At 66.0% G+C, this 24,977-nt stretch carries 22 protein-coding genes; 13 read left to right on the top strand and 9 right to left on the bottom strand.

The window, feature by feature from the left end; translation table 11 throughout:
• Window positions 1–49: 49 nt before the first annotated feature.
• Window positions 50–1,123 carry a protein-glutamate methylesterase/protein-glutamine glutaminase gene (locus ACY34H_RS24705; protein WP_464980117.1) on the top strand — a complete coding sequence of 358 codons (1,074 nt, stop codon included), beginning with the start codon at window positions 50–52 and terminating at the stop codon, window positions 1,121–1,123.
• A 51-nt stretch (window positions 1,124–1,174) separates the two neighbouring features.
• Here the strand turns inward: ACY34H_RS24705 and ACY34H_RS24700 are convergent, their stop codons facing one another.
• From ACY34H_RS24700 to ACY34H_RS24690, 3 genes are read right to left on the bottom strand one after another with little or no spacing between them, the layout of a single operon-like run.
• Complete coding sequence (locus ACY34H_RS24700) at window positions 1,175–2,131, bottom strand: diguanylate cyclase domain-containing protein (RefSeq protein WP_464980116.1); 957 nt, start codon at window positions 2,129–2,131, stop codon at window positions 1,175–1,177.
• 2 nt (window positions 2,132–2,133) lie between these two features.
• The gene (locus ACY34H_RS24695) at window positions 2,134–2,796 is read right to left on the bottom strand and encodes a chemotaxis protein CheC (protein WP_464980115.1); all 663 of its coding nucleotides are present in this window, start codon (window positions 2,794–2,796) and stop codon (window positions 2,134–2,136) included.
• A gap of 1 nt (window position 2,797) precedes the next feature.
• Window positions 2,798–3,208 carry a response regulator gene (locus ACY34H_RS24690; protein ID WP_464980114.1) on the bottom strand — a complete coding sequence of 137 codons (411 nt, stop codon included), beginning with the start codon at window positions 3,206–3,208 and terminating at the stop codon, window positions 2,798–2,800.
• Between the two features lie 104 nt (window positions 3,209–3,312).
• Between ACY34H_RS24690 and rpiA the strand changes: the two genes are divergently transcribed.
• A complete protein-coding gene (gene rpiA / locus ACY34H_RS24685) occupies window positions 3,313–3,990 on the top strand; it encodes a ribose-5-phosphate isomerase RpiA (protein WP_464980113.1) in 678 nt (225 codons plus the stop codon).
• Window positions 3,991–4,095: 105 nt separating this feature from the next.
• Here rpiA and ACY34H_RS24680 read toward each other — a convergent pair whose 3' ends face one another.
• Window positions 4,096–4,368: an oxidative damage protection protein gene (locus tag ACY34H_RS24680; protein ID WP_137314219.1), complete on the bottom strand. Its 273-nt coding sequence runs from the start codon at window positions 4,366–4,368 to the stop codon at window positions 4,096–4,098.
• 59 nt (window positions 4,369–4,427) lie between these two features.
• A complete protein-coding gene (gene argA, locus ACY34H_RS24675; protein ID WP_464980112.1) occupies window positions 4,428–5,738 on the bottom strand; it encodes an amino-acid N-acetyltransferase in 1,311 nt (436 codons plus the stop codon).
• A 65-nt stretch (window positions 5,739–5,803) separates the two neighbouring features.
• Here argA and hrpA point away from each other — a divergent pair, with 65 nt between their 5' ends.
• Entirely contained in the window at window positions 5,804–9,955 is a 4,152-nt protein-coding gene (gene hrpA, locus ACY34H_RS24670) for an ATP-dependent RNA helicase HrpA (RefSeq protein ID WP_464980111.1), read from the top strand.
• Window positions 9,956–10,138: 183 nt separating this feature from the next.
• Here the strand turns inward: hrpA and ACY34H_RS24665 are convergent, their stop codons facing one another.
• On the bottom strand, window positions 10,139–10,837 hold the full coding sequence (locus ACY34H_RS24665; protein ID WP_464980110.1) for a PRC-barrel domain-containing protein: 699 nt from the start codon (window positions 10,835–10,837) through the stop codon (window positions 10,139–10,141).
• A 170-nt stretch (window positions 10,838–11,007) separates the two neighbouring features.
• Between ACY34H_RS24665 and ACY34H_RS24660 the strand changes: the two genes are divergently transcribed.
• The 3 genes from ACY34H_RS24660 (at window position 11,008) to ACY34H_RS24650 (ending at window position 14,338) form a co-directional block, all read left to right on the top strand.
• Window positions 11,008–12,069, top strand: coding sequence for an extracellular catalytic domain type 1 short-chain-length polyhydroxyalkanoate depolymerase (locus ACY34H_RS24660; RefSeq protein WP_464980109.1), 1,062 nt, complete (start codon window positions 11,008–11,010; stop codon window positions 12,067–12,069).
• 156 nt (window positions 12,070–12,225) lie between these two features.
• Window positions 12,226–12,933 (top strand): translesion DNA synthesis-associated protein ImuA, encoded by a 708-nt coding sequence (gene imuA / locus ACY34H_RS24655; protein WP_464980108.1) that lies wholly within the window; start codon window positions 12,226–12,228, stop codon window positions 12,931–12,933.
• The gene (locus tag ACY34H_RS24650) at window positions 12,863–14,338 is read left to right on the top strand and encodes a Y-family DNA polymerase (protein WP_464980107.1); all 1,476 of its coding nucleotides are present in this window, start codon (window positions 12,863–12,865) and stop codon (window positions 14,336–14,338) included. The genes imuA and ACY34H_RS24650 overlap by 71 nt, the downstream gene beginning before the upstream one ends.
• Before the next feature lie 70 nt (window positions 14,339–14,408).
• On the opposite strand, the gene ACY34H_RS24645 is transcribed toward ACY34H_RS24650, so the two are convergent.
• Window positions 14,409–14,990, bottom strand: a complete 582-nt coding sequence (locus ACY34H_RS24645) for a glycine zipper 2TM domain-containing protein (protein WP_464980106.1) — start codon at window positions 14,988–14,990, stop codon at window positions 14,409–14,411.
• A 239-nt stretch (window positions 14,991–15,229) separates the two neighbouring features.
• On the opposite strand from ACY34H_RS24645, the gene ACY34H_RS24640 reads away from it, so the two are divergent.
• Window positions 15,230–15,991 (top strand): alpha/beta hydrolase family protein, encoded by a 762-nt coding sequence (locus tag ACY34H_RS24640; protein ID WP_464980105.1) that lies wholly within the window; start codon window positions 15,230–15,232, stop codon window positions 15,989–15,991.
• A gap of 24 nt (window positions 15,992–16,015) precedes the next feature.
• Here ACY34H_RS24640 and ACY34H_RS24635 read toward each other — a convergent pair whose 3' ends face one another.
• Both ACY34H_RS24635 and ACY34H_RS24630 read right to left on the bottom strand, forming a co-directional pair.
• The gene (locus ACY34H_RS24635) at window positions 16,016–16,642 is read right to left on the bottom strand and encodes a glutathione S-transferase family protein (protein WP_464980104.1); all 627 of its coding nucleotides are present in this window, start codon (window positions 16,640–16,642) and stop codon (window positions 16,016–16,018) included.
• Between the two features lie 102 nt (window positions 16,643–16,744).
• The gene (locus ACY34H_RS24630) at window positions 16,745–18,652 is read right to left on the bottom strand and encodes a M61 family metallopeptidase (protein ID WP_464980103.1); all 1,908 of its coding nucleotides are present in this window, start codon (window positions 18,650–18,652) and stop codon (window positions 16,745–16,747) included.
• A 238-nt stretch (window positions 18,653–18,890) separates the two neighbouring features.
• Between ACY34H_RS24630 and ACY34H_RS24625 the strand changes: the two genes are divergently transcribed.
• From ACY34H_RS24625 to coaD, 6 genes are all read left to right on the top strand, one after another.
• Window positions 18,891–19,346, top strand: coding sequence for an Hsp20 family protein (locus tag ACY34H_RS24625; protein WP_464980102.1), 456 nt, complete (start codon window positions 18,891–18,893; stop codon window positions 19,344–19,346).
• A gap of 138 nt (window positions 19,347–19,484) precedes the next feature.
• Window positions 19,485–19,949 (top strand): Hsp20 family protein, encoded by a 465-nt coding sequence (locus ACY34H_RS24620; protein ID WP_464980101.1) that lies wholly within the window; start codon window positions 19,485–19,487, stop codon window positions 19,947–19,949.
• A 213-nt stretch (window positions 19,950–20,162) separates the two neighbouring features.
• A complete protein-coding gene (locus ACY34H_RS24615) occupies window positions 20,163–21,662 on the top strand; it encodes a Do family serine endopeptidase (RefSeq protein WP_464980100.1) in 1,500 nt (499 codons plus the stop codon).
• Window positions 21,663–21,720: 58 nt separating this feature from the next.
• On the top strand, window positions 21,721–22,380 hold the full coding sequence (locus ACY34H_RS24610; protein WP_131144411.1) for a response regulator: 660 nt from the start codon (window positions 21,721–21,723) through the stop codon (window positions 22,378–22,380).
• 20 nt (window positions 22,381–22,400) lie between these two features.
• On the top strand, window positions 22,401–23,762 hold the full coding sequence (locus ACY34H_RS24605) for an ATP-binding protein (protein WP_464980099.1): 1,362 nt from the start codon (window positions 22,401–22,403) through the stop codon (window positions 23,760–23,762).
• Between the two features lie 27 nt (window positions 23,763–23,789).
• Window positions 23,790–24,938: a pantetheine-phosphate adenylyltransferase gene (gene coaD, locus ACY34H_RS24600; RefSeq protein WP_464980098.1), complete on the top strand. Its 1,149-nt coding sequence runs from the start codon at window positions 23,790–23,792 to the stop codon at window positions 24,936–24,938.
• Window positions 24,939–24,977: the final 39 nt, after the last annotated feature.

The raw sequence follows: 24,977 nt of genomic DNA, 5'->3' as shown, positions 1-24,977 counted from the left end.
CGTGCGCTAAGCTCTCGTCTCGCGGGCTTTCCTGCATTCCTGGAACTCTATGAATCCTGTCAATGTGATGGTCGTCGACGATTCGGCGGTGGTGCGCAAGATCGTCGGCGAAATGCTGGCGGCGGCGCCCGGCATCCGGCTGCTGCACGCGGTGTCGGACCCGCTGCTGGCGATCGAGCGGATGAAGCAGCAATGGCCGGACGTGATCGTGCTGGACGTGGAAATGCCGCGCATGGACGGCATCACGTTCCTGAAGAAGATCATGGCCGAACGCCCGACGCCGGTGATCATCTGTTCGACGCTGACGGAAAAGGGCGCGCAGACCACGATGGCGGCCATGGCGGCAGGCGCCGTGACCGTGATCGCCAAGCCGAAGCTGGGCCTGAAGGATTTCTTGAACGACAGTGGCAGCGAACTGGTCAACGCGATCCGCGCCGCCGCCCAGGTCAACGTGCGGCGGCTTTCCGCCCGCGCCGCCACGCCTGCCCAGGCACCGGCCAAGCTGACGGCCGACGCCATCCTGCCGCCTGCCGCCGATATGCGTACGCCGCTGCAGACCACCGAGCGGGTGGTGGCCATCGGCACGTCCACCGGCGGCACCCAGGCACTCGAGGAAGTACTGACGGCGCTGCCGCGCGTGACGCCGGGCATCGTGATCGTGCAGCACATGCCGGAGAAATTCACGGCGGCCTTCGCCGACCGGCTCAACAAGCTGTGCCAGATCGAAGTGCGCGAGGCGCAGCACAACGACCGCGTGCTGCCGGGCCGCGCGCTGATCGCGCCTGGCGGCAAGCACATGCTGCTGCGCCGCGACGGCGCCCGCTATTGCGTCGATGTCATCGACGGCCCGCTGGTAAACCGGCACCGGCCGTCGGTGGACGTGCTGTTCCGCTCCGTGGCCAGGCATGCCGGCGCCAATGCGCTGGGCATCATCATGACCGGCATGGGCGACGACGGTGCCGCCGGCCTGCTGGAGATGCGCAAGGCCGGCGCGCGCACCGTCGCGCAGGATGAGGAAAGCTGCGTGGTCTACGGCATGCCGAAGGAAGCGGTCAAGCGTGGCGGCGTGGAAAAGACCGTGTCGTTGAAGGCGATCGACCGCGAGATCCTGCAGCAGCGCTGAGCGGGCCGCACGATCACGTCAGGGCGCCGGGCCGGCGGCCGCTTGTTCCGGCTAGGCTGCCATGATGCGGTTGCGGCCCGCTCGCTTGGCGGCGTACAGCGCCGCGTCGGCGGCACCGATCAGCGTGGCCGGCAAGGCCGGCTGGCCCGGCAGCAGCGTGGCCCCGCCGATGCTGACGGTAACCTGCTTTTCCGGTCCGCCGTGCTCGTGCGGGATCGCCAGCTGCAGCACGCTTGCGCGCAGCGTTTCGGCCATGCGCTGCGCCTGGCCCGAATCGTTGTCGGGCAGGATCACGGCGAATTCCTCGCCGCCGTAACGGGCCAGCATGTCCACCGAGCGTTGCAGCAGTGCCTGCAGGGCGGCCGACACCCGGATCAGGCACTCGTCGCCCTGCTGGTGGCCATAGTGGTCGTTGTAGGGCTTGAAGTGGTCGATGTCGATCATCAGCAGCGACAGCATGCCGCCGTTGCGCTTGGCGCGCCGCACTTCCCGGTCGATCGCGGCGTCGAATGCGCGGCGGTTGGCAACGCCGGTCAAGCCGTCCGAAAAGGTCTGCATGCGCAGCAGTTCGGTCTGCTCGCGCAACAGCTTCTCGCGGCTGGCGGCCATGCTCACGTCGTTCAGCTGGATCAGGCAATGGGAACCGGCCTGCCCGGCCGGGAATGCCAGCGGCGTGACGGCGATGGCCTGCTGCATCCGCTCGCCGCGCCCGATGGCGGCGGGGTTCGAGTACAGCGGAAACGGCGCACGGTTCAGGGTGGGCGAGAGCAGCGACGAGAAGTGGTTCGCCAGCGCCTGCCGGACGGCGGCCTCGACGCGGCCGCCGCGCAGCTCCGGCATCAGCTCGAACAGGTCCGTGCCGAGCGCCTTGTGCGCGGCACAGCCGGTATGCAGGCTCATCCATTTATTCCACAGCACGATGCGGTGCGCCGCGTCGACGACGATGACGCCGGCACTGACGGCTTCCAGCACACTTTCCAGCAACGGCAGGCGAGACGGGTGCGACATCCTTATTGCGGCCCCACCGGCAGTCCCATCGCGCGTTGCAGGTAGCGGTCGATCTGTTCCTTCAGGTCGGTCAGCGCGGTCACGTCGAGGATAAAGGCGACATAGCCGTGGATCTGATGCTTTTCAAGGATGAAGTCGATGTGCAGCATCATCACCACGGTATCGGCGCGGGTGCCGGTGGCGTCGAGGATTTCGTCGCTGGAGCCCACGTGGTAGACCGGCAGCGAGCCGTGCAATTCCTGCTGGAAGATGTTGGCCAGCGTGCCGACGCAGGAATTGAGGATGATGTTGCCGATCTCGCTCATCGCTTCCTGTTCCATGCCGGACAGCTCGGCCAGCGGCACCGCCTCGCCCACCATCAGGCGCACGATTTCCAGGCTTTTATTCTCCGGGAACATCAGCAGCGCCTCGGTCGAGAACGCGCCGTCGTAATGCTGGCTGACGCCGCAGATGCGTTCGCCGCTGCCGCCGCCGGCCCGGGTGTCGTTGCGGTGCGCCTCTTCCAGCAGTTGCGCCGCTTCGCTGCGGCTGAGGAAGCTGATCGAGGGCACCGACATCGTGACTTCCTCGTTGACGATGCCGCTCATCGCGGCGGCGGCCTGGCCCACGCCGATGTTGAAGATCTCGACCAGGGCGTCGTGTTCCAGTTCGGTCAGCGCGACCATGTCAGCGCCCCAGCAGGGCGGTCAGGCGGGCGATGCGTTCCGGCGTGATCGGCTTTTCCATGAAGCCGACACCGATCTCGCTGGCGCGGTTGCGGGTGGCATCCTGCACGTTGGCCGTCAGCAGCGAAATATGCGCATCGGGCAACAGCTCGCGCAGCTTCTCGGCGCAGGCGATGCCGCCCATGCCGGGCATGTTCACGTCCATCAGCACCAGTTGCGGCTGCACTTCGGGCGCCCTGGCGAGCGCTTCCTCGCCGGTGGCCGCTTCCACCACGATCCAGTCGGGGTGCAGCGTGAGGATGTATTGCCGCGCCACCAGGCGTGAAACGCGGCTGTCGTCGACGATCAGCACGGTGGCGGCGTTCGGCGATGCCGGCGGAACAGAAGGCGAGTCAGTCGGGGTGGGCGTCATGTTCTGTTGGGCTGACTTGTGGGGATTGGCTATTTTCCCACAAAGGCCGCCCGGTGCGCTGTTAAAATGACGGCCCTCGAATCCGTTACTCCCTATCCCCAATCATGACTCAAGACGAACTGAAACAGGCCGTGGCGCGCGCCGCCATCGGCTACGTGGTCGACGGCGAAATCATCGGCGTCGGCACCGGCTCGACCGCCAACTTCTTCATCGACGAACTGGCCGCCATCAAGGACCGCATCAAGGGCACCGTGGCTTCGTCGGAAGCCACCGCCGCGCGCCTGAAAGGCCATGGCATTCCCGTGTTCGACCTGAACGACGTGGACTCGATCGCCGTCTACATCGACGGCGCCGACGAGATCGATGCGTCGGGCGCGATGATCAAGGGTGGCGGCGCGGCGCTGACGCGCGAGAAGATCGTGGCGTCCGTGTCGAAATCGTTCGTCTGCATCGCCGATGGTTCGAAGCTGGTCGACACGCTGGGCAAGTTCGCGTTGCCGGTCGAGGTGATCCCGATGGCGCGCAATGCCGTGTTCCGCCAGCTGGCGGCGCTGGGCGGCCAGCCGAAGGTACGCGTCAAGCCGGGTACCGACGAGCCGTTCGTCACCGACAACGGCGGCCATCTGATCGACGTGGCCGGACTGTCGATCACCGACCCGGTGGCGCTGGAGAACACCATCAACCAGATGACCGGCGTGATCGCCGTGGGCCTGTTCGCCGCACGCGGCGCCAACGTGTGCCTGCTGGGCATGGCCGAGGGCGTGAAGACGCTGAGCTGGTAAGCCAGCAGCAGTTGCCGGGGGCTCAGGGGTCTGTCCCCGGTAAGTGACGGCGTCTGCGCTTGCTGTTGACGTGATGAGGGGACTGACCCCTAAAATCCCTGCTACTCAGGCCGTCGGCGGCACGTAGCCCTGGGCTTCGTCGGCGCCTTCGCCGAAGAAATGCTTTTCCATCTGCGCCGCCAGGTACTTGCGGGCGCGCACGTCGGCCAGGTTCAGGCGGTTCTCGTTGACCAGCATGGTCTGGTGCTTCAGCCAGGCCGCCCAGGCCTCTTTCGACACGGATTCATAGATTTTCTTGCCCAGTTCGCCAGGATACGGCGGGAAGTCCAGGCCTTCGGCTTCCTTGTTCAGTTTGATGCAATGGACGGTACGGGCCATCTCGGGTGCTCCTCAGTGTGCAGAAACGTGCATTGTAAAGCTTCTCCGGCGAATTCCGCTTACAGCGTCTTCACCAGCACCTGCGACTTGCGCTGGTAGTTGTACATGCGCTGGCGGTCCTTTGGCAGCGCATCCACGTTGGCGGGCACGAAGCCGCGCTTGATGAACCAGTGGGCGGTGCGCGTGGTGAGCACGAACAGTTTGGTGATGCCGGAGGCGCGCGCGCGGTTTTCCATGTGTTTCAGGATGCGCTCGCCGTCGCCTTGCGCCTGCACTTCCGGGTTGACGGTCAGGCATGCCATTTCGGCCATCTTCTCTTCCGGGAACGGATACAGCGCGGCGCAGCCGAAGATCACGCCATCGTGTTCGATGACGGAAAAATAATTGATTTCGCGTTCGATCAGCTCGCGGCCCCGTTTTACCAGCGTGCCGTCCGCTTCCAGCGGTTCGATCAGCTTGATAATCCCGCCGACGTCCTCAATTGTGGCGGGGCGCAGGCTTTCCAGGTTCTCGTGGCTGATCATGGTGCCCACGCCATCGTGCGTGAACAGTTCCAGCATGGCCGAGCCGTCCATCGCGAACGGCACGATGTGCGAGCGTTCCACACCGCTGTTGCAGGCCTTGACGCAATGGCGCAGGTAGAACGCGCTTTCCGGCGACAGGAAATTCGCCTGCAGCACGGCTTCGGCCATGTGCGACGACAGTTCGCGGATTTCCGTGCCGGCCAGGTCGCGCAGCATTTCGGTCTCGGTGATGAAGATCAGCTTGTCGGCATGCAGCGCCACCGCGGCGGAGACGGCGACGTCTTCCATCGTCAGGTTGAACGCTTCGCCGGTGGGCGAGAAGCCCAGCGGCGACAGCAGGATCACGCCGCCGGCGGCCAGGATCGAGTGGATCGTCTCGGCATCGACCTTGCGGGTCACGCCGGTCAGTTCCAGGTCGACGCCGTCGATGACGCCCAGCGGGCGCGCCGTGACGAAGTTGCCGGAAATGACACGGATCGCCGCGTTCGACATCGGCGTGTTCGGCAAGCCCTGGCTGAACGCGGCTTCGATGTCGAGGCGCAGTTCGCCGGCGGCTTCCTTGGCGCATTCCATCGCGGCGGTATCCGTGACGCGGATGCCGTTGTGGAAACGGCCCTCGACATTGCGCAGCGCGAGCTGTTCGGCAACCTGGGGCCGCGAGCCGTACACGACGACGACCTTGATGCCCAGTGCGTGCAGCAGCGACAGGTCGTGCGCCAGCACCGGCAGGGCGCCGGCGGACACCAGTTCACCGGGGAAGGCCACCACGAAAGTCTTGCCGCGGAAGGCATGGATATAAGGCGCGACGGAGCGCAGCCACTGGACGAATTCGACGGGATTTTCCATGCGCCGCATTATAATTCGCTGCGCGGCATTCGTAGTAAAACTCGCAGCAAAACCTTGTAAAAACAATGTCTGAAGCCATCAAGCAGTCTCCCCCTTCTTCTCCCCCGAATCCGACCGAAGCGCGCCCGCCGCGCCGGGATGGCGACCGCCGCGGCGGCGCACCGCGGGAAAACCCCGCGCCGGAGCAGGTGGCCGCACGTGAACAACGTCCGCCCAAGCAGGGGGGCGCGCGGGAAAAGCCCACGCCCGAGCAGCTTGCCGCGCGCGAAGCCGAGCGCCTGTTCCGCAATCCGCTGCCGCCGATCACGTTCCCGGAAGACCTGCCGGTCTCGGGCCGGCGGCGCGAGATCGCCGAGGCGCTGTCGAAGCACCAGGTCGTCATCGTCTCGGGTGAAACCGGTTCCGGCAAGACCACGCAGCTGCCGAAGATCTGCCTGGAGCTGGGCCGCGGCCAGAAGGGCCTGATCGGCCACACGCAGCCGCGCCGGATCGCCGCGTCGTCGACCGCCAAGCGCATCGCCCAGGAACTGAATTCGCCGCTGGGCGAGCACGTGGGCTACAAGGTGCGCTTCAACGACACGCTGCACAAGGGCGCGTCCGTGAAGCTGATGACGGACGGTATCCTGCTGGCCGAGACCCAGACCGACCCGCTGCTCAAGGGTTACGACACGATCATCATCGACGAGGCGCACGAACGCAGCCTGAACATCGACTTCCTGCTGGGCTACCTGAAGCAGCTGCTGCCGCGCCGGCCGGACCTGAAGGTGATCATCACGTCGGCCACCATCGATGCCGAGCGTTTCGCCCGCCATTTCAGCCAGGAGGGCAAGCCGCCGGTACCGGTGATCGAGGTGTCGGGCCGCCTGTATGCGGTGGAGATCCGCTACCGGCCGGTGGAGCGCGAGCCGGTCAGGCTGCCGGAAGGCGTGAATGCCGCGAAGCCGCAGCAACGCACGGCCGCCGCCGCAAAGGAAAAGCGCGACCTGATGGATGCCATCCTCGACGGCGTCGACGAGGTATGCCGCATCGGCTCGGGCGACGTGCTGGTGTTCCTGCCCGGCGAGCGGGAAATCCGCGATGCCGCCGAGGCGCTGCGCAAGCACCATCCGCCGCACGTGGAGATCCTGCCGCTGTTCGCCCGCCTGTCGGTGGAGGAGCAGGACCGCGTGTTCCGCACCACCAACCAGCGGCGCATCGTCCTCGCCACCAACGTTGCCGAGACGTCGCTGACGGTGCCGGGAATCCGCTACGTGGTCGATGCGGGCCTGGCGCGCGTCAAGCGCTACAGCTACCGCAACAAGGTCGAACAGCTGCAGATCGAGCCGGTGGCGCAGTCGGCGGCGAACCAGCGCGCCGGCCGTTGCGGCCGCGTGGCCGACGGCGTCTGCATCCGGCTGTATGACGAAGAGGATTTCAACAAGCGGCCGAAATTCACCGATCCGGAAATCCTGCGCTCGTCGCTGGCCTCCGTGATCCTGCGCATGAAGTCCCTGCACCTGACGGATGTGGAGACGTTCCCGTTCATCGAGCCGCCGCTGGCGCGCGCCATCGCCGATGGTTACCAGCTGCTGCAGGAACTGGGCGCCGTCGACGACGACAACCGCTTGACGGGCCTGGGCCGCAAGCTGGCCAAGCTGCCGCTCGACCCGCGCGTGGGCCGCATGATCCTGGCCGCGCAGGATTTCACCTGTCTGACCGAAGTGCTGATCGTGGCGGCCGCCTTGTCGGTGCAGGACCCGCGCGACCGGCCGATCGAGCACCAGCAGGCGGCCGACCAGGCGCACCAGAAGTTCGCCGACGAGAAGTCCGAGTTCCTCTCGTACATCAAGATCTGGCGCTGGTTCGAGGACGCCATCGAGCACAAGAAAACCAATCGCCAGCTGCAGGACAACTGCCGCGCCAACTTCCTGTCGCAAGTGCGGCTGCGCGAATGGCGCGACGTGCATTCCCAGCTGCTCACGCTGGTGAAGGAGCAGGGCTGGCGCATGAACGAGACGCCGGCCACGTACGAGCAGTTCCACATGGCGCTGCTGACTGGCCTGCTGGGCAACGTCGGCTTCAAGATGGAAGACGACCCCGGTTACCTGGGCGCGCGCGGCATCAAGTTCAACATCTGGCCCGGTTCCTCGCTGGGCAAGAAGGCCGGCAAGTGGGTGATGGCGGCCGAACTGGTGGAGACCACGCGGCTGTATGCGCGCACCATCGCGCGCATCGAACCCGAATGGGTGGAAAAGATCGGCGCGCACCTGCTGAAGAAATCGTGGGGCGAACCGCGCTGGGAAAAGCGCCCGGCGCAGGTGACGGCGGCCGAGAAGGCGACCCTGTACGGCCTGACGGTGTACAGCCAGCGCCGCATCAACTACGCGCTGCACAATCCGGCGGAAGCACGCGAGATCTTCATCCGCGATGCGCTGGTGGCCGGCGACTACGACACGCGCGCGCCGTTCTTCGCGCACAACCACCGGCTGGTGAAGGAAATCGAGAACCTCGAACACAAGTCGCGCCGGCAGGACGTGCTGGTGGACGACCAGCTGATCGAGGCGTTCTACGACAAGCTGATTCCGCACGACGTGGTCAATGGCGCCGGCTTCGAGGCCTGGTACAAGAAGGCCGCGCAGGCCGAGCCGAAGCTGCTGTACCTCGTCAAGGAAGACCTGATGCGGCACGAGGCGGCCGGCGTGACGACGGAACTGTTCCCGAAGAAGATGCTGGCCGCCGGTGTCGAGATGGCGCTGACGTACCACTTCGAACCGGGCACGGTGCGCGACGGCGTGACCCTGCACGTGCCGCTGTATGCGCTGAACCAGCTGTCGCGCGAGCGCTGCGAATGGCTGGTGCCGGGCATGCTGAGGGAAAAGGTGCACCTGCTGCTGAAATCGCTGCCGCAGAAGCAGCGCCGCCACATGGTGCCACTGCCCGAGTATGCACAGAAGTTCTGCGAGCGCGTGGCGGACAAGTTCGGCCGCGGCGACCTGATCGACGCGATCATCGCCGACATCCGCGAGCAGATCACGATCACGGTGCTGAGCTCGGACTTCAAGCCGGAGCAGCTGCCGGCCCACCACTTCATGAATTTCAAGGTGATCGACGAGCACGGCCGCCAGCTGGACATGGGCCGCAATCTCGCCACACTGCAGGCGGAGTATGGCGCGCAGGCGCGGCAAAGCTTCCAGAAGATGGCGGAAAATGCGCCTCCCGCATCGGCCGCTTCGCTGGCGCAGCTGGGCGGTGGCAGGGCGGAAAAGAACGCCGAGAAAGGTGCGGAAAAAGGCCGGCACGGTGGCATCTCGGGCGAGGTCAAGGCCGGTGGCATGCCGGGGGCGGCCCTGCCTGCGCCGGCAGCCGCCGCGCCGGCACCGGCCGGAGCGCACACGAACATCACGTCATGGTCGTTCGGCGAACTGCCGGAACTGCTGGAGATCGTGCAGGGCAAGCTGACCCTGATCGGCTTCCCGGCGCTGGTGGACAAGGTCACGCACTGCGACCTGGAAGTGTTCGACGATCCGAACGTGGCCGCGCGCACGCACCGCATCGGCCTGCGCCGGCTGTTCGCGCTGCAGATGAAGGACCAGATCAAGTTCGTCGAGAAAAGCATCCCGAACCTGCAGCAGATGGGCATGCAGTTCATGAGCATGGGCACGCAGGAAGAACTGCGCGACCAGATCATCGCCAAGGCGATCGACATCGCCTGCCTGCAGGACCCGCTGCCGACCGATGCGGCCACGTTCAACCGGCGCAAGGACGAAGGCAAGTCGCGCCTCGTGCTGCTGGTGAACGAGATCGCCCGACTGGTCTCGCAGGTGCTGACTGAGTTCCATGGCTTGCCGAAGCGGCTGCAGGGCATCAACCAGCAGGCCGCCGCCGACATGCAGGAGCAGCTGAAAGGCCTGGTGCACAAGCGCTTCCTGCTCGATACCGACTTCACCCAGCTGGCGCATTTCCCGCGCTACCTGAAGGCGATGAACGTGCGGCTTGAAAAACTGCGCGCCGATCCGGCACGCGATGCGAAATCGATGGCCGACTGGCACGGGGCGGCACAGCCTTACCTGCGCGTGATGCGCGAAAAATCGGCCGGCAAGAATACCGATCCGAAGCTGGTGGAGTATCGCTGGATGCTGGAGGAGTTGCGCGTGTCGCTGTTCGCGCAGGAGTTGCGTACGCCGATGCCGGTATCGGTCAAGCGGCTCTTTAAAGTGTGGGAGTCAATGCAGAGGTAGTAGGGCCTCGATAAACCTACTGCGCGACGCCAGGGCCGGCCTGCGATGCTCATCGTACTTACGTACGATTGCGCTTCTTGGCCACCCCTGGCGCCTGCTCGCTACGGTTTCTCGAGGCCCCTTGAGGCTGGTTGGATTCGCTGTGGCCTGCGACTATTGCAGGATCAGGGAATCACTTGGTAGTTAATACTTCTTGTTCGGATCGTAGCTGGAGCTCTGGTTCGACAGACCGCCGGCCTGATTGATGTTCTTGTCGGTCAGGTCGGAATCGCCGCGGTCCAGGTCCAGGCTGTTGCTGCCCAGGCCGGTGCCGCTGCCCAGGCTGCCGCTCTGGCTGGACAGGCCGCTGCTGCCGCCCATGCTGCTGCCCGCGCCGCCGGACAGGTTGCCGGACTGGCTCTGGCCGAAGCTGGAGCCGCTCTGCATCGTGCTGCTGCCGCTGCTCATCACGCTGCCGGACGAGGTCATCTGGCCTGGCATCGCCTGCGTGGAACCGCCCCAGAAGCTGCTGATCTGGCTGCCGAATTCGGCGCTGGCCATGTCGGGCCAGCGGTCCTTGTCGAAGCCGGGCGCGCTTTCCAGGCGTTCTTTCGCCACGTCGAGGATGAAGCGCTTGTTGACGGTATCGAGTTGCAGCGCCTGCCATGGCACGGCGAACAGCTTGTCGCCCATGCCCAGGATGCCGCCGAACGACAGCACGGCGTAGGCGATCCGGCCGGACTGCATGTCGATCATGATTTCCTTGATGTCCCCCAGGTCTTCTTCCTGGCGGTTGTAGACGTCTTCGCCCATCAGCGTGTCGGCACCCATCAGGTGCGGGCCAGGGCCGTCATTGTCGCGGTCACGGTAAATGCCAAACGGGTCTCGGTCGAGATAGCTCATATTGGTCTCCTGTGATGCATTGGGTAATGCGGTACGTGGAAAGGCCGCCGCGCGCATAGCCCGGCGGTGCGCATGCCAGAATAGCGCAAGCGGATTTTTCGCGTCCTTACTGGAATTCAATAGTGTGGCCCGGTTCCGTTGGGTACGGGGTGGACGAATACGGAGGAAGCATGGTCAAGCGGAATGCCGGTGCGCGCCTGGTGCGCTCGTTGATGAAAGCGGGCAATGCCCAGCAAAAGGCGGCGGCGAAGATGGTCGGCACCCTGCTGACGTTGCCGAAGAGCAGTGTGCGCAAGCGGCCGGCGAAAAAGGCGGCGGTCGCGGCGCCACGCGTGCGCACGCCGCCGGCGACACCGGTGGCGCCCGGGCGCTGGCTGGCCGGCCATCACCTGGCGGGTGCCCAGCAAATGCAGTACTGGCTGTACCTGCCGCAGGGAGAAGTACCGCCCAAGGGCTGGCCGCTGGTGCTGATGCTGCATGGCTGCCACCAGACCGCGACGCAGTTCGCGCAGGGCACGCGGATGAACCAGATGGCGGAAAAGAAGGGCTATGCGGTGCTCTATCCGCAGCAATCGGTGACGGTGAATGCGCACCGCTGCTGGCGCTGGTTCGACCGTTCCACGCAGCAAGGCGGCGGCGACGTGCAGCCGGTGGCCGGGATCCTTGGCAAGGTGATGTCCCAGTATCCGATCGACCGGCGCCGCGTGTATGTGTGCGGCATCTCGGCCGGTGCCGGCCTGGCCAACATCATGGCACTGAATTTCCCGGATGTATTCGCGGCGGTCGGCCTGCATTCGGGGCCCGTGTTCGGCGCCGGCCACGGTACCGTCGGCGCGCTCGGCGTGATGCGCCACGGCGGCGGACTGCGCATCGAACCGGCGATCCGCGAGGTGCTGGCGCGCCGCGCCGATTTTCCGCTGATGCCGGCGATCCTGTTCCAGGGCGATGCCGATACCGTGGTGCACGCGGTGAACCAGCAGCAGCTTGTGCGGCAGAGCCTGCTGCTGAACGGCGTACCGGCCGATGCCCCCGTGAAGGTGACGCGGCGCGGCAGCCGCAGCGGGCATGAGATCCACGATTACCTGGTCGGCAGCAAGGTGGTGCTGCGGGTGGTGCGGGTCGATACGCTGGACCATGCGTGGAGCGGCGGCGATCCGCAGATCGCCTTTCATGCGAAGGGACCGGATGCGAGCCGGATGATGCTGGAGTTTTTCGGCAAGCACCGGCGCTGAGGCAGCAGGACGTGCGACCCGGCGCGCAGCGCTGGAGCCGCGCTTTGCCCACGCTGCAGGCCGGTCCAGTCACCGCACGATTGCCAGATTGTCATTGCCAAAACGTCCCATCGATAGTACTGTACGGATATACAGTATTTCTTTACATCATCAACCATGGCCCACCCCGCACCACTGCTGGCGCCGGAAGCCGTGCATCCCTCACTCTGGCTTGCATCGCAACTGGCCCAATCGCACGACCGCTGCGTCGACACCGGACACCCGGTCCTGTCGACCCAGCTGCCGGGCGGCGGCTGGCCGACGGGCACGCTGGTGGAGTTGCTGCTGCAACAGGCGGGCATCGGCGAGATGCGCCTGCTGCAGCCGGTGCTGGCGGCGCTGAAGCGGCCGATCGTGCTGGTGCAGCCGCCTTACGCGCCGCAGGCGCTGGCGCTCGATGCGCTGGGCATTCCGCCCACGCAGCTGGTGTGGATCCGCAACACGGGCAAGAGCGCCGATGCGCTGTGGGCCGCCGAACAGATCCTGCGCAGCGGCTGCTGCGGCGCCTTGCTGCTGTGGCAGCAGCACGTGCGCAGCGAAGCGCTGCGCCGGCTGCACCTGGCGGCGCAAAGCGGCGAAACGCTGTTCTGCCTGATGCGGCCGCTGGCAGCCGCGCAGGATGCGTCGCCGGCGCCGTTGCGGCTGGCACTGCGGCCCGCCGCCGGCGGCCTGCAGATCGATTTTGTAAAACGCCGGGGGCCGCAACGCGATGCGCCATTGTTCCTGCCCTTGACTCCTTCTTTGCTGCAACGACATGCGCCTCTGGATCGGCCTGCACCTGCCCCGGCTCCCGCTCGAAGTGTTCTGCCCGAACTGGTCGGCTGACACCTGCACCGCGGTGCTGGACCACGACGCGGTGCTGGCCGTATCCGACCAGGCGCGCCGTGCCGGCGTACTGCCGGGCATGCGCCGCGGCGGGGCGCTGATGATGGCGCCGGAAGCGCAATTGCACGACCGCGCGCCGGACCGCGAAACGGAAGCGCTGCATGCGGTGGCGATGGCGATGCTGCAATTCACGCCGCAGGTGGCCGAAGGCGAGGAAGCCACGCTGCTGATGGACGTGGGCGCCAGCCTGCGCCTGTTCGGCGGCATCCGCCGGCTGTGCGCGCTGGTGCGCGCCAGCCTGCGCAAGCTGGGTTTTACCGCGCAGCTGGGCGTGGCGCCGACCGCACGCGGCGCCTGGCTGCTGGCGCGGGGCGGGGCGGGGCGCACGGTAAAGCTCGACAAGATGACAGCGCGGCTGCAACAGCTGCCGGCCAGCCTGCTGCCGCCCGCCCGGCGCTACATGGCATGGCTGGAGGGCATCGGCTGCCTGTCGGTGGGCGACGTGGCGCGCCTGCCGCGGCCCGGCCTGCAGCGGCGCTGCGGCCGCGAACTGCTCGACGTGCTCGATGCCGCACTGGGGCACGCCGCCGAGATGTTCCGCTGGATCGAGGCGCCCACCACTTTCCATGCGAAGCTGGAACTGTTCGGCCGCATCGAAAATACCGATCTGCTGCTGGCCGGCGCCTGCCGCCTGCTGCAGCAGATGACAGGCTGGCTGAACGCCCGCCAGCTGGCCGTCGAACGCATCACGCTGCTGCTGGAACACGAGCGTGGCAAGGTGGCGCGGCCGCCCACGCCGGTCGAGATCGTGCTGGCCGAGGCGGTCTGGCGCGACGATCACCTGGTGCGCCTGCTGAAGGAGCGCCTTGCCAAGCTGGTGCTGGAGGCGCCCGTGATCGGGCTGGTGCTGGAAGCGCCCCAGGTAAAGCCGATGGCGCCGCTGTCCGATTCGCTGTTTCCGGAACCGGGCGGCAGCAGTGAAGACCGGCAGCGCCTGTTCGAACTGCTGGTGGCGCGGCTGGGGGCGGACAACGTGCTGCAGGCGGCGCCGAAAGCCGATTACCGGCCCGAGCATGCGAACGCGTGGGTGCCGGTGCAGCAAAAGGTGCGTCCGCAGGATGTGGCGGCCTGCCTGCCGCCCGGCGGCCTGCCGCGTCCCGCATGGCTGCTGCCGAAGCCGATCGCGCTGCTGGTGCGCGACCACCGGCCTTTTTACTGTTCCCCGCTACGCATGGTGTCGGCCGCCGAGCGCATCGAGGCGGGCTGGTGGAGCGATACGCAGACGCGCGATTATTTCATTGCCCAGGGCGAGGACAATGCCCATTACTGGGTGTATCGGGAGCGGCTGCCGGGCGGGGAGGAAGAGGCGGAGCCGCGCTGGTATCTGCATGGGTTGTTCGGGTAATTCCCGGCCAGCGTGTTCCAGCCTGGCCAGGCAGGGCCGGCTTGCCCCTTCATCCTGCTTACTTGCCTGCTTACTTGCCCGCCTGCTTGCTGCGGTCGGCGATCTCGTTGCCGACATAGCCGCCGCCGATGATACCGGCCAGGGTCGCCAGTTTCTTGCCATTGCCGTCGCCAATCTGGTTGCCGATCAGGCCGCCAACCACGGCGCCGGTACCGATGGCCACATAGTTCGGCTTGCTTTCCTGCGCAACCGGGGCAGCGGCGTACACCGGCTGCGGCTGCTGCTGCTGCTGCTGCGCCTCGCTGCGAACCGGCGCCTTGTGCACGACCTTGCGCGGTGCGGGTTCGCGGTACACGATTTCCCGCACGACGACGCGTTCCGGCGCGGCCTGCTGGCGCACAGCCGGGGCCGGCTCCGGTTTCAGTGCCGGCTGTTGCAGCGCTTGCGGCGCGAGCTGTTGCCCGGTCGACTGTGCCGCCGCCAGCTGCTGCGCCGTCAGGCCCGCTGGGAGGATTTGCGCAGCCGGTTCGGCTTTGCTCGATGGCAGTACGCCGGTCAGGGCGGCGATACCGGTGGCGCTCAAGGCAATCACCGACACGGCTGCGGCGGCAAACAGCGGGTGGATACGGCTTGCGGTAGCGATTTTTTCCATGATCTTTTCTCCTCATGGCCATTGATTGGCCGGCAGAGGTAGATTAAAGGCTGAGGCGGGTACAGGCTACATCGTGAGCTGTATCACTCGTTACCACTTGTAAGATAGCGCTGGAACAGGTCTGCGCACCAGCCGCATGCGCCACATCCGCTGCCATTCCGGCTCTACCAAAAGTACACTGTCTTCCTCCACCTTTTCGATGCAGAGTGGCACATCATCAACCGCCAACGGAGACCTTCATGCGGGCACAACGACTCGACTTCATGGGTGCACACGGCACCAGCCTGGCCGCGCGCCTCGATGCGCCGGACGGCCCGGCGCGGGCCTACGCACTGTTCGCCCACTGCTTCACATGCGGCAAGGATGTGTTCGCCGCCAGCCGCATCGCCCAGGCGCTCACGGACCATGGCATCGCCGTGCTGCGCTTCGACTTCACGGGGCTGGGTGCCAGCGAAGGCGAATTCGCCAACACCAATTTTTCGTCGAACGTGGAAGACCTGCTGGCCGCCGCCGGCTACCTGCGGGCGAACTTCGCGGCGCCGCGGCTGCTGATCGGCCACAGCCTGGGCGGCGCCGCCACGCTGGCGGTGGCCGGCCTGGTGCCGGAAGCGCAGGCCGTGGTGACGATCGCCGCGCCCAGCGACCCGTCGCACGTCACGCACCTGTTCCGCGACCAGATCGATACCATCACCGCGGAAGGGGAGGCCGAAGTACAGCTGGCCGGGCGGCCGTTCCGCATCCGCAAGCAGTTCCTCGACGACGTGGCCGAACAGAAGCTGAAGGAAAAGATCGGCGCGCTGCGCAAGGCCCTGCTGGTGATGCATGCGCCGGGCGACACCACGGTCGGCATCGAGAATGCGATGAACATCTTCATCGCGGCAAAGCATCCGAAGAGCTATATTTCGCTCGATACGGCCGACCACCTGCTCACGAAACGCGACGATGCCACTTACGTGGCGAACCTGATTGCGGCGTGGAGCGAACGCTATCTGAAGGATTGAATCCTCGAACGGAGGCCGGCAGCATCAGCCGCGCGGCTTCCATTTCATGCCCGTCTGCACGGCGGGCCGCGCACCGACGAGCGCCAGCCAGCGCTGCAGGTTCGGCTTGCCCAGCGCGTCGGCCAGCGGCTCCTGCAGGCGTTCGCTGGCCGCCATGACCCACGTGTAGCAGGCAATGTCGGCGATCGTGTAGTCGTCGCCCGCCACGTAGCCGGACTTGCCCAACTGCGTGTCGAGCACGGTCAGCAGGCGCCCGCCTTCCTTGATGAAGCGCTCCAGCGCGAATGCATCGTCCTGCTTCGCGAAAAAGCCCAGCTGGCCCAGCATCGGGCCCAGGCCGCCGATCTGCCAGTGCAGCCACTGCATCGCCCGCCAGCGCGCCGCGCCGGACGGGGCCAGGAACTTGCCGTGCTTGTCCGCCAGGTAGGTGAGGATCGCGCCGCTTTCGAACAGCGACAGCGGGCCACCGTCGGCTTCATCATCCACGATCGCGGGGATCTTGTTGTTCGGCGACAGTTTCAGGAATTCGGACTGGAACTGCTCGCCGTTGCCGATGTCGACAGGCACGGTTTCATAAGGCACGCCAAGTTCTTCCAGCAGGATGATGGGCTTGCGGCCGTTCGGGGTGGTCCAGGTATGCAGTGTGATCATCGCGGTCTCCAGGTCGGCACACTCTAGCGTGAACGAAAAAAAGCGGGCGCACATCCCGCGAAGGAGGTGCGCCCGCCGGTGGGTCCGGCTTACTTACCCAACTTATTTGCGCGGCTGCAGGATCGCCTGCAAGCGGTCCGGCGTGCCCTCGATGCGCTCCAGGCGCGGGTACTTCAGGCCGCCGTGGTAGTCGAGCGATACGGTGCGGTAGTCGTTGCCGCGCTTGACCAGCAGGTCGATCGGCTTGCTGTCCTTCGTGGCCGCGGTGACGGCGGCGCGCAGCAGTTCCGGCTTGTAGGCGCGGCCGTTGACTGCCACCAGCGTGGTATTGCCGGACAGGCCGGCCTTGAAGCCCGGGCCTTCCCACACGATGGCGACGATCTTGCCGTCGCTGGCCACCGAGAAGCCCAGCGAGTACTGGAAGTTCGCGGTCTTGCTCATGTCTTCCACACCCTTCAGGAAGTCGGTCTGCTTGTCGGCGTAGACCAGCTTCCAGCCGGCGCGCGCCAGGCCGTCCAGCGGTGCCGGGCCCGTTTCCTCGACGCGTTTTTTCAGGAACGGCGCCCAGTCGAACGGTTGCACGCCGTTCAGGGCTTTCACCACGTCGTCGAACGTGTAGTGCTTGGCCTGGATCACGCCGTTGTCGACGCCGAAGAACACGCGGGCAAAGTCATCCAGCGAGCGCTTCTCGCCCGACAGTTCGCGGATCTTCGTGTCGACATCCAGCCAGATCAGCGCGCCTTCCGAGTAGTAGTCCTCGCTGCGCTGCCAGTTCGGCCAGACCTGCGGGCGGCGCTGGCTGATGATCGGATCGTTCGTGGTATCGACCACCGGGCGCCAGGAGCGGCCCTGCACGTTCGAATACGTGGCCGCCATGTTGGCGATCATGTCGCGCACGCTGGCCTGCTGGGCCAGGCCGGAACGGGCGGTGAGCACCTGGCCCCAGTACTGGGTCTGGCCTTCGTAGACCCACAGCAGGTTGTTGTCCAGCGGCGTGTTGAAGTTCGGTACGTCCTGGCCTTTCGGGCGGCGGAACTTGCCGTTCCACGAGTGCGTGAATTCATGCGGCAGCAAGGTGCGCACGGCTTCCGTCTTGTTCCATTCGGTGAAGTAATTGGCCTTCACGCCGTTCTCGCTGGACTGGTGGTGCTCGCGGCCCACGCCGCCGAACTCGTCCGACAGCGCGAACAGGAAATCGTAGTGCGCGTAGTGCTGCGAATCGAACAGTTTATAGGCCTGCTTCACCATCTCGCGGTGCGGCGCGATCTGCTCGGGCTTCGCTTCCAGCGCTTCCGGAGTGTCGGCCACGATGTTCAGGCGCACCGGCAGTTTCGCGCCCGGGTCCAGGTCGATCTGCTTGTAGTAGCGCCCGGCGAACAGCGGCGAATCGATGAAGGTTTCCAGGTCGGTGGCCTTGAACTTCACCTCATCGCCCTGGCGCGATGCCGTTTCCAGCGCGGTGCCGTATTGCCAGCCGGCGGGCAGGGTCAGCGTGGTCTGGATCGGAATCCGCCGCACGTGGTAGCCGGCCGGGTACATCGTCATCGACTGCCACTGGATACCGAGGATGTCCCGCGTCATCGCGATGCGGCCCTGGCCGGTTTCGTTCGGCGACAGGTGCTGGTATTCCACGTCGATGGTGCCGGCGCCCTGCGGCACCTCCACCTGGAAGGCAAACACGTTCAGCGGGTCGCGCTTCCACGCCACCGGCTTGCCGTTCGCCGAGACCTTCAGGCCGGCCAGCTGGTGCAGCGCGCCTGTCGGGCCGTGCTGGGCCGTGACCCATTGCGGATACAGCAGGGTCAGCTTGCCCGGCTTCACGGGAATCGACTGCTGGATGCGGAAGATGTTGCGGGCAGTGTCGGAAGCATCGATCTTCATCTGGATCGTGCCCGGGTAGGGCTGGTCCACCGAAGGGGGCAGCGGGTCGGCGCTGGCGGAACTGGCGAATACGGTGGAGGCAAACAGCGCTGGCAGGATCGCTGCGCGCAGGGGCAATGGCAGGGTCATCGGCTTATGGTCAGGGTTGAGAGCATGGTAGATGCGCGGTATATGCAAGCGGGTGAGTGTAGCACGCAGGAAACGTGGAAATGTTTCAAAACGTAAAACGAAAATTTTCAAAAAGTACCCCTTGAAACTTATTTGGGTCGCCGTATATTGGGTACATCGGTCGCCCAGCAGGGGGCCGACGGGAGCCGAAACACAGAGATTCGGCTCGATATCGCTTAACCTTGAAAGGATATCCATCATGCGTACTTTTGACCTGACTCCGCTGTACCGTACCGCCATCGGCTTCGACCGCCTGGCCCAGATGCTGAACAGCGCTGAATCCCAGCCCAGCTATCCTCCGTATAACATCGAACTCGTGTCCGAGGACCAGTACCGCATCGTGATGGCGCTGGCCGGCTTCGACCGTTCGGAAATCGACATCACCAGCGAGCGCGAGACCCTGCACATCGTCGGCCGCAAGCAGAAGGATGGCGTCGAGCGCACTTACCTGCACCGCGGCATCGCGGCACGCGATTTCGAGCAGCGCTTCCAGCTGGCCAATCACGTGAAGGTCACCGGTGCTTCGTTCCAGAACGGCATGCTGACGATCGACCTGGTGCGTGAAGTGCCCGAGGCGCTGAAGCCCCGCAAGATCGAGATCGGCGGCAGCGCCGACAGCGCGCCCGCGATCGAGCAGGCACGCGCCGCGGCCTGATGAGCCGGGCGGCCCGCCGTCCCGGCGGGCCTGGCGGGCCATGTGCCCGCCCTGAAAATTTCGTTGGAAATCAAACCTTGTACCAGCGGTTGCCCGCATGGGGACCGCACCCATATCGCTTATTGAAAAGGATAGATCATGCGTACTTTCGACCTGACCCCCCTGTACCGTACCGCCATCGGCATCGACCGCCTGGCCAACCAGCTGAACGCCGCTGAAGCGCCCACCTATCCGCCGTACAACGTGGAGCTGGTGGCCGAGGATAAATACCGCATCGTGATGGCGCTGGCCGGCTTCGACCGCGCCGAGCTGGACATCAACACCGAGCGCGATTCGCTGGTGATCACCGGCCGCAAGCAGAAGGATGCGGTGGAGCGCACCTACCTGCATCGCGGTATCGCCGCCCGCGACTTCGAGCAGCGCTTCCAGCTGGCCGACCACGTCAAGGTCACCGGCGCCGCGTTCGACAACGGCATGCTGACGATCGACCTGGTGCGCGAAGTGCCGGAAGCCTTCCGGCCGCGCAAGATCGCGATCGATGGCGTGACCAATGTTGCCAATGCGAACGTCACCGCGCTGGAACAGAAGCGCGAAGCCGCGTAATGACGTAACAGCGACGGGCCCCGGCCTGCGTTCAAGTAGTGAAAAAAGGCCGGGGCAACCCGGCCTTTTTGCATGTGCGGCCCCTGTGCAACGGCATGGCACGCGCACGGAACGCCTTCTGTTAAGGAGGGTATAAGCTGTTGACTTCATATTGCTACCATCGAACTTGATACAGTTGGGAGTACAGAAATGAGCAAGGACAAGGTCTTGAACATGAAACGCCTGGTCCTGGCCCTGTGCGCGGTCGGCGTACTGGGCGCAGGCGCAGCCGCGGCAATCGCAGTCCAGGGAAGCCAGGACGCGCCGGCCGCCGGCGCCCAGGTGTTGGCCAGCCCCGCGCCGGCCAATGCCGCCGCGGGCGCCCCGGCGCCGACGCCGGCGCCGATGATCGCGCTGCCGGACTTTTCCGTGGTCGCCTCGCGCAATGGCCCGGCCGTCGTCAACATCAGCACCACCGGCAGCGTGAAGACCAGCTACGACAACCGCGGCGACAATCGCGGCGAGCCGTTCGCCGACGATCCGTTCTTTGAATTCTTCCGCCGCTTCCAGGGTCCGCAAGGCGCGCCGCGCGGCGGCCAGCCGCCCAGCCATGGCGTGGGCTCCGGCTTCATCGTCAGCGCCGATGGCCTGATCATGACCAACGCCCACGTGGTGCGCGACGCCAGTGAAGTCACCGTGAAGCTGACGGACCGACGCGAGTTCCGCGCCAAGGTGCTTGGTTCCGATCCGCGCACCGACGTGGCCGTGCTGAAGATCGATGCGAAAAACCTGCCGGTAGTGCCGCTGGGCCGGTCGATGGACGTGAAAGTGGGCGAATGGGTGCTGGCCATCGGTTCGCCGTTCGGCTTGGAAAATACCGTGACGGCCGGCGTCGTCAGCGCCAAGGGCCGCGCGCTGGACGACGGCAGCGTGCCGTTCATCCAGACCGACGTGGCGGTCAACCCCGGCAATTCGGGCGGCCCGCTGTTCAACACGAAGGGCGAAGTGGTCGGCATCAATTCGCAGATCTACAGCCAGACCGGCGGCTACCAGGGCCTGTCGTTCGCGATCCCGATCGACGTGGCGCAGCGCATCCGCGACCAGATCGTCTCCACCGGCAAGGTGGTGCACGCGAAGCTGGGCGTGCTGGCGCAGGAAGTGGACCAGAGCTTTGCCGATTCGTTCGACCTGCCGTCGCCGGAAGGCGCGCTGATCGTCAACGTCGAGAAGGGCAGTGCCGCCGAGCGCTCCGGCCTGAAGCCGGGCGACGTGGTGCGCGCCATCAACGGCCAGAAGATCGTCGCCTCGGCCGACATGTCCTCCTTCGTCGCGCTGGCCAAGCCGGGCGACAAGGTAACGCTGGACGTGTGGCGCCAGGGCAAGACCGTGGCGCTGACCGGCACGCTGGGCAATGCCACCGAGCGCACGCTGGCGAACGCGAGCGCTGACGACGACGGGCCGGCCGCGAAGTCGCGCCTGGGCCTGGCCCTGCGCCCGCTCGACCCGCTGGAAAAACAGGCGGTCGGGCTGGCTTCCGGCCTCGTCATCGAACGCGCCGGCGGCGCGGCCGCCAATGCCGGCCTGCAACCGGGCGACGTGCTGCTGTCGGTGAACGGCCGGCCCGTCAATTCGGTCGAGCAGGTGCGCGACGTGGTGTCGAAATCGTCGAAATCCGTGGCGCTGCTGATCCAGCGCGGCGAGGAGCGCATTTTTATTCCGGTGCGATTGGGATAAACTGCGCCGCTGAAGATGGACCGCCGTGGCGGCCCGAGAACATGAAAGGACAATAAAAATGCGGCTGCTGCTGGTGGAAGACGATGTGATGATCGGTGAAGTGGTGCTCGACCTGCTGCGGGCGGAGCACTATGCCGTCGACTGGGTCAAGGATGGCGCGATGGCCGACACCGCGCTGCAGACCCAGACCTACGACCTGGTGCTGCTCGACCTGGGCCTGCCGCGCAAGGATGGCCTGGAAGTGCTGCGTTCGATGCGCGCGCGCAAGGAATTGACGCCGGTACTGGTGGCCACGGCGCGCGACGCCGTCGAGCAGCGCATCGCCGGCCTCGATGCCGGTGCCGACGACTACGTGCTCAAGCCCTACGACCTCGATGAAATGCTGGCGCGCATCCGCGCGCTGCTGCGCCGCTCGGCGGGGCGCGCCGAACCGGTGTTCGAGCACAAGGGCGTGTCGATCAATCCGCAAACTCGCGAAGTCATCGCCAATGGCGTGCAGGTCAACCTGTCGGCGCGTGAATGGGCCGTGCTGGAAGCGCTGATCGCGCGCCCCGGCATCGTGCTGTCGCGCGCCCAGCTGGAAGAAAAGCTGTACAGCTGGAAGGATGAAGTGAACAGCAATGCCGTCGAGGTGTATATCCATGGCCTGCGCAAGAAACTCGGTGCGGAACTGATCCAGAACGTACGCGGCCTTGGCTACATGGTGCCGAAGGCATGAAGGTGCCGGGAGTCTCCCGCATGAAGGTCAACACGCATTCGCTGCGTGGCCGCCTGCTGTGGTTCCTGCTGGCGGCGATCACCATGGCCGCGCTGGCGCAGGCCATGATCGCCTACCGCAGCGCATTGCACGACGCGGACCAGATTTTCGACTACCACATGCAGCAGATGGCGCTGGCGCTGCGCTCCGGCGCGCCGCTGGCCAACGCGCACAACAGCCCCAGTGCCGATCCCGGCAACGACGACATGGTGGTGCAGGTCTGGACGCCGGACGGCATCCAGGTTTTCCGTTCGATCTCTCGCGCCGAGCTGCCGCAGCGCGCGGTGCTCGGCTTTTCCAACGTAAAGGCGAAGGGCACCGTGTACCGGGTCTACTCGGTGCAGACCAGTAACCAGACGGTGCAGATCGCGCAGGACATGTCGGTGCGCAAGCGCATGGCCGGCGCGCTGGCGCTGCGCACGGTCGGGCCGATCGCGCTGATGGCGCCGATGCTGATGCTGGTGGTGTGGTGGGTCGTCAGCGGTTCGCTGGCGCCGGTGGCGCGGGTGCGGCGGCAGGTGGCGTCGCGCCAGGCCGAAGACCTGTCGCCGGTGTCCGAGGCCGACCTGCCCGATGAAGTGAAACCGCTGGTGCACGAACTGAACCTGCTGTTCGGCCGCGTGCGCACGGCCTTCGACGCCCAGCAGCACTTCGTGGCCGATGCCGCCCACGAACTGCGTTCGCCGCTGGCGGCCCTGAAACTGCAGGTACTGAGCCTGGACCGCGCCGAGGATGCCGATAGCCGCAAGCTGGCCATCGCGCGGCTGACGGCCGGCATCGAACGTGCCACCCGGCTGGTCGAGCAATTGCTGGTGCTGGCGCGGCAGGAAGCGGCCGAACCGAAGCTGGATCCGGTCGACCTGGCCGAACTGGCCCGACGTACGCTGGGCGACATGGTGGGTGCCGCGCAGGCGCGCGAGATCGACCTGGGCATCCATGAAGTTGCCGAAGCCACCGTGCTGGGCCAGGCCGACGCGCTGCGTGTGCTGCTGCGTAACCTGGTCGACAACGCGATCAAGTACACGCCCTCCGGCGGTACCGTCGACGTGTCGGTGCGGCATGCGGATGGCGGCGGCGGCGCCGAACTCATCGTCGAAGACAGCGGCCCCGGCATCTCGCCGGAAGAGCGCGAGCGCGTGTTCAGCCGCTTCTATCGCGTCCCTGGCAGTACCGCGACCGGCAGTGGCCTGGGCCTCGCCATCATCAAGGCGATCGCCGAACGGCACGGCGCCACGCTGGCGCTCGACGCTTCCGCCCGGCTGGGCGGCCTGCTGGTGCGCGTGACGTTCCCCGGCGCGAAGACCGCCGCCACCAGGGTGCCCCTGGCAAAGACCGCCGCCTGAGCAACGCCCTGGGCTAGAATGCCCGTCATGACAGACAGCCAACAGGGCGGGCGCATGAAAAGAATCGGTTTCTCGGGCACGCTGGACCCGATCACCAACGGCCACATGTGGGTGATCGGCGAAGCCCGTTCGATCGCCGACGAGGTGATTGTCTTCCTGTCGCAGAACTCCACCAAGCAGCCGCGCTTCTCGGCCGAGGAGCGGCGCGCGATCGTGCTGGAGAGCTGCGCCGAACGGCAGTGGGACAACGTGCAGGTGCTGATCGTGAAGAGCGACTACACGGCGCGCGTGGCGCGCAAGCACGGTGTCGACTACCTGATCCGCGGCATCCGCACCACCGCCGATTTCGACTACGAAAACCTGATCCAGCAAACCAATGTGGAAGTGATCGGCGGCGCCAAGACGCTGTTCGTGATGCCGCCGCGCGACCTGGGCTCGGTCAGCTCCAGCTTCGTGAAGGCGCTGGAGGGCCCGGTGGGCTGGAACTGGACGACGAAGAAATTCGTGCCGGGCCCCGCGTATCGCGCGTGGATCACGAGCTGGCTGTACAAGGAATGGCAGGCGCTGTTCCAGGGCGAGACAGCGCAAGCATGGTTCGCCAGGCTGACCGGTGCCGATGCCTACGGCGGCGCCACGCGCCACTACCACAACCTCGACCACCTGGTGCACGGCCTGGCCGAGATCCGCGCATGGGCCGCCAACACGGACGCCGCCCCGCGCGACGCCGACCTGGTGCGCGCCGCATTCTGGTTCCACGACGCGCATTATGGACACCAGCCTTCCTCCGTGTCGAACGAGGAAGCCAGCGCGCAGCTGTGGCTCGGCAGCGGCCTGGAACCGGATGCCGGCCGCGCCGGGGAAGTGGCCACGCTGATCCGCGCCACCGACCACCTGCAGGGCAGTCACGTGGCCCATCCGCTGAAGGAAACCCTGCTGGGCGTGGACCTGGCGATCCTGGGACAGGACGAGGAGGTGTATGCCCACTACGCACGCGGCATCCGCGCCGAATACGGCCACGTGCCCGACGAGCGCTATGGCGAGCAGCGCACCCGCGTGCTCGAACACCTGCGCGGCAAGGCCCATGCCGGGACGCTGTATGCCGACCCGTGGTTCGCCGAGCAGTACAACGAGCCGGCGATTGTCAACATGACGCGGGAGCTGGCACAGCTGGGGTGACGTTTCGCGAAAAAAAGCTGCCGGCCGCGCAGTTTTACG

The organism is Pseudoduganella sp. jia 9 (genome assembly GCF_055502615.1).
This window is presented reverse-complemented; position numbering and strand designations above follow the sequence as displayed.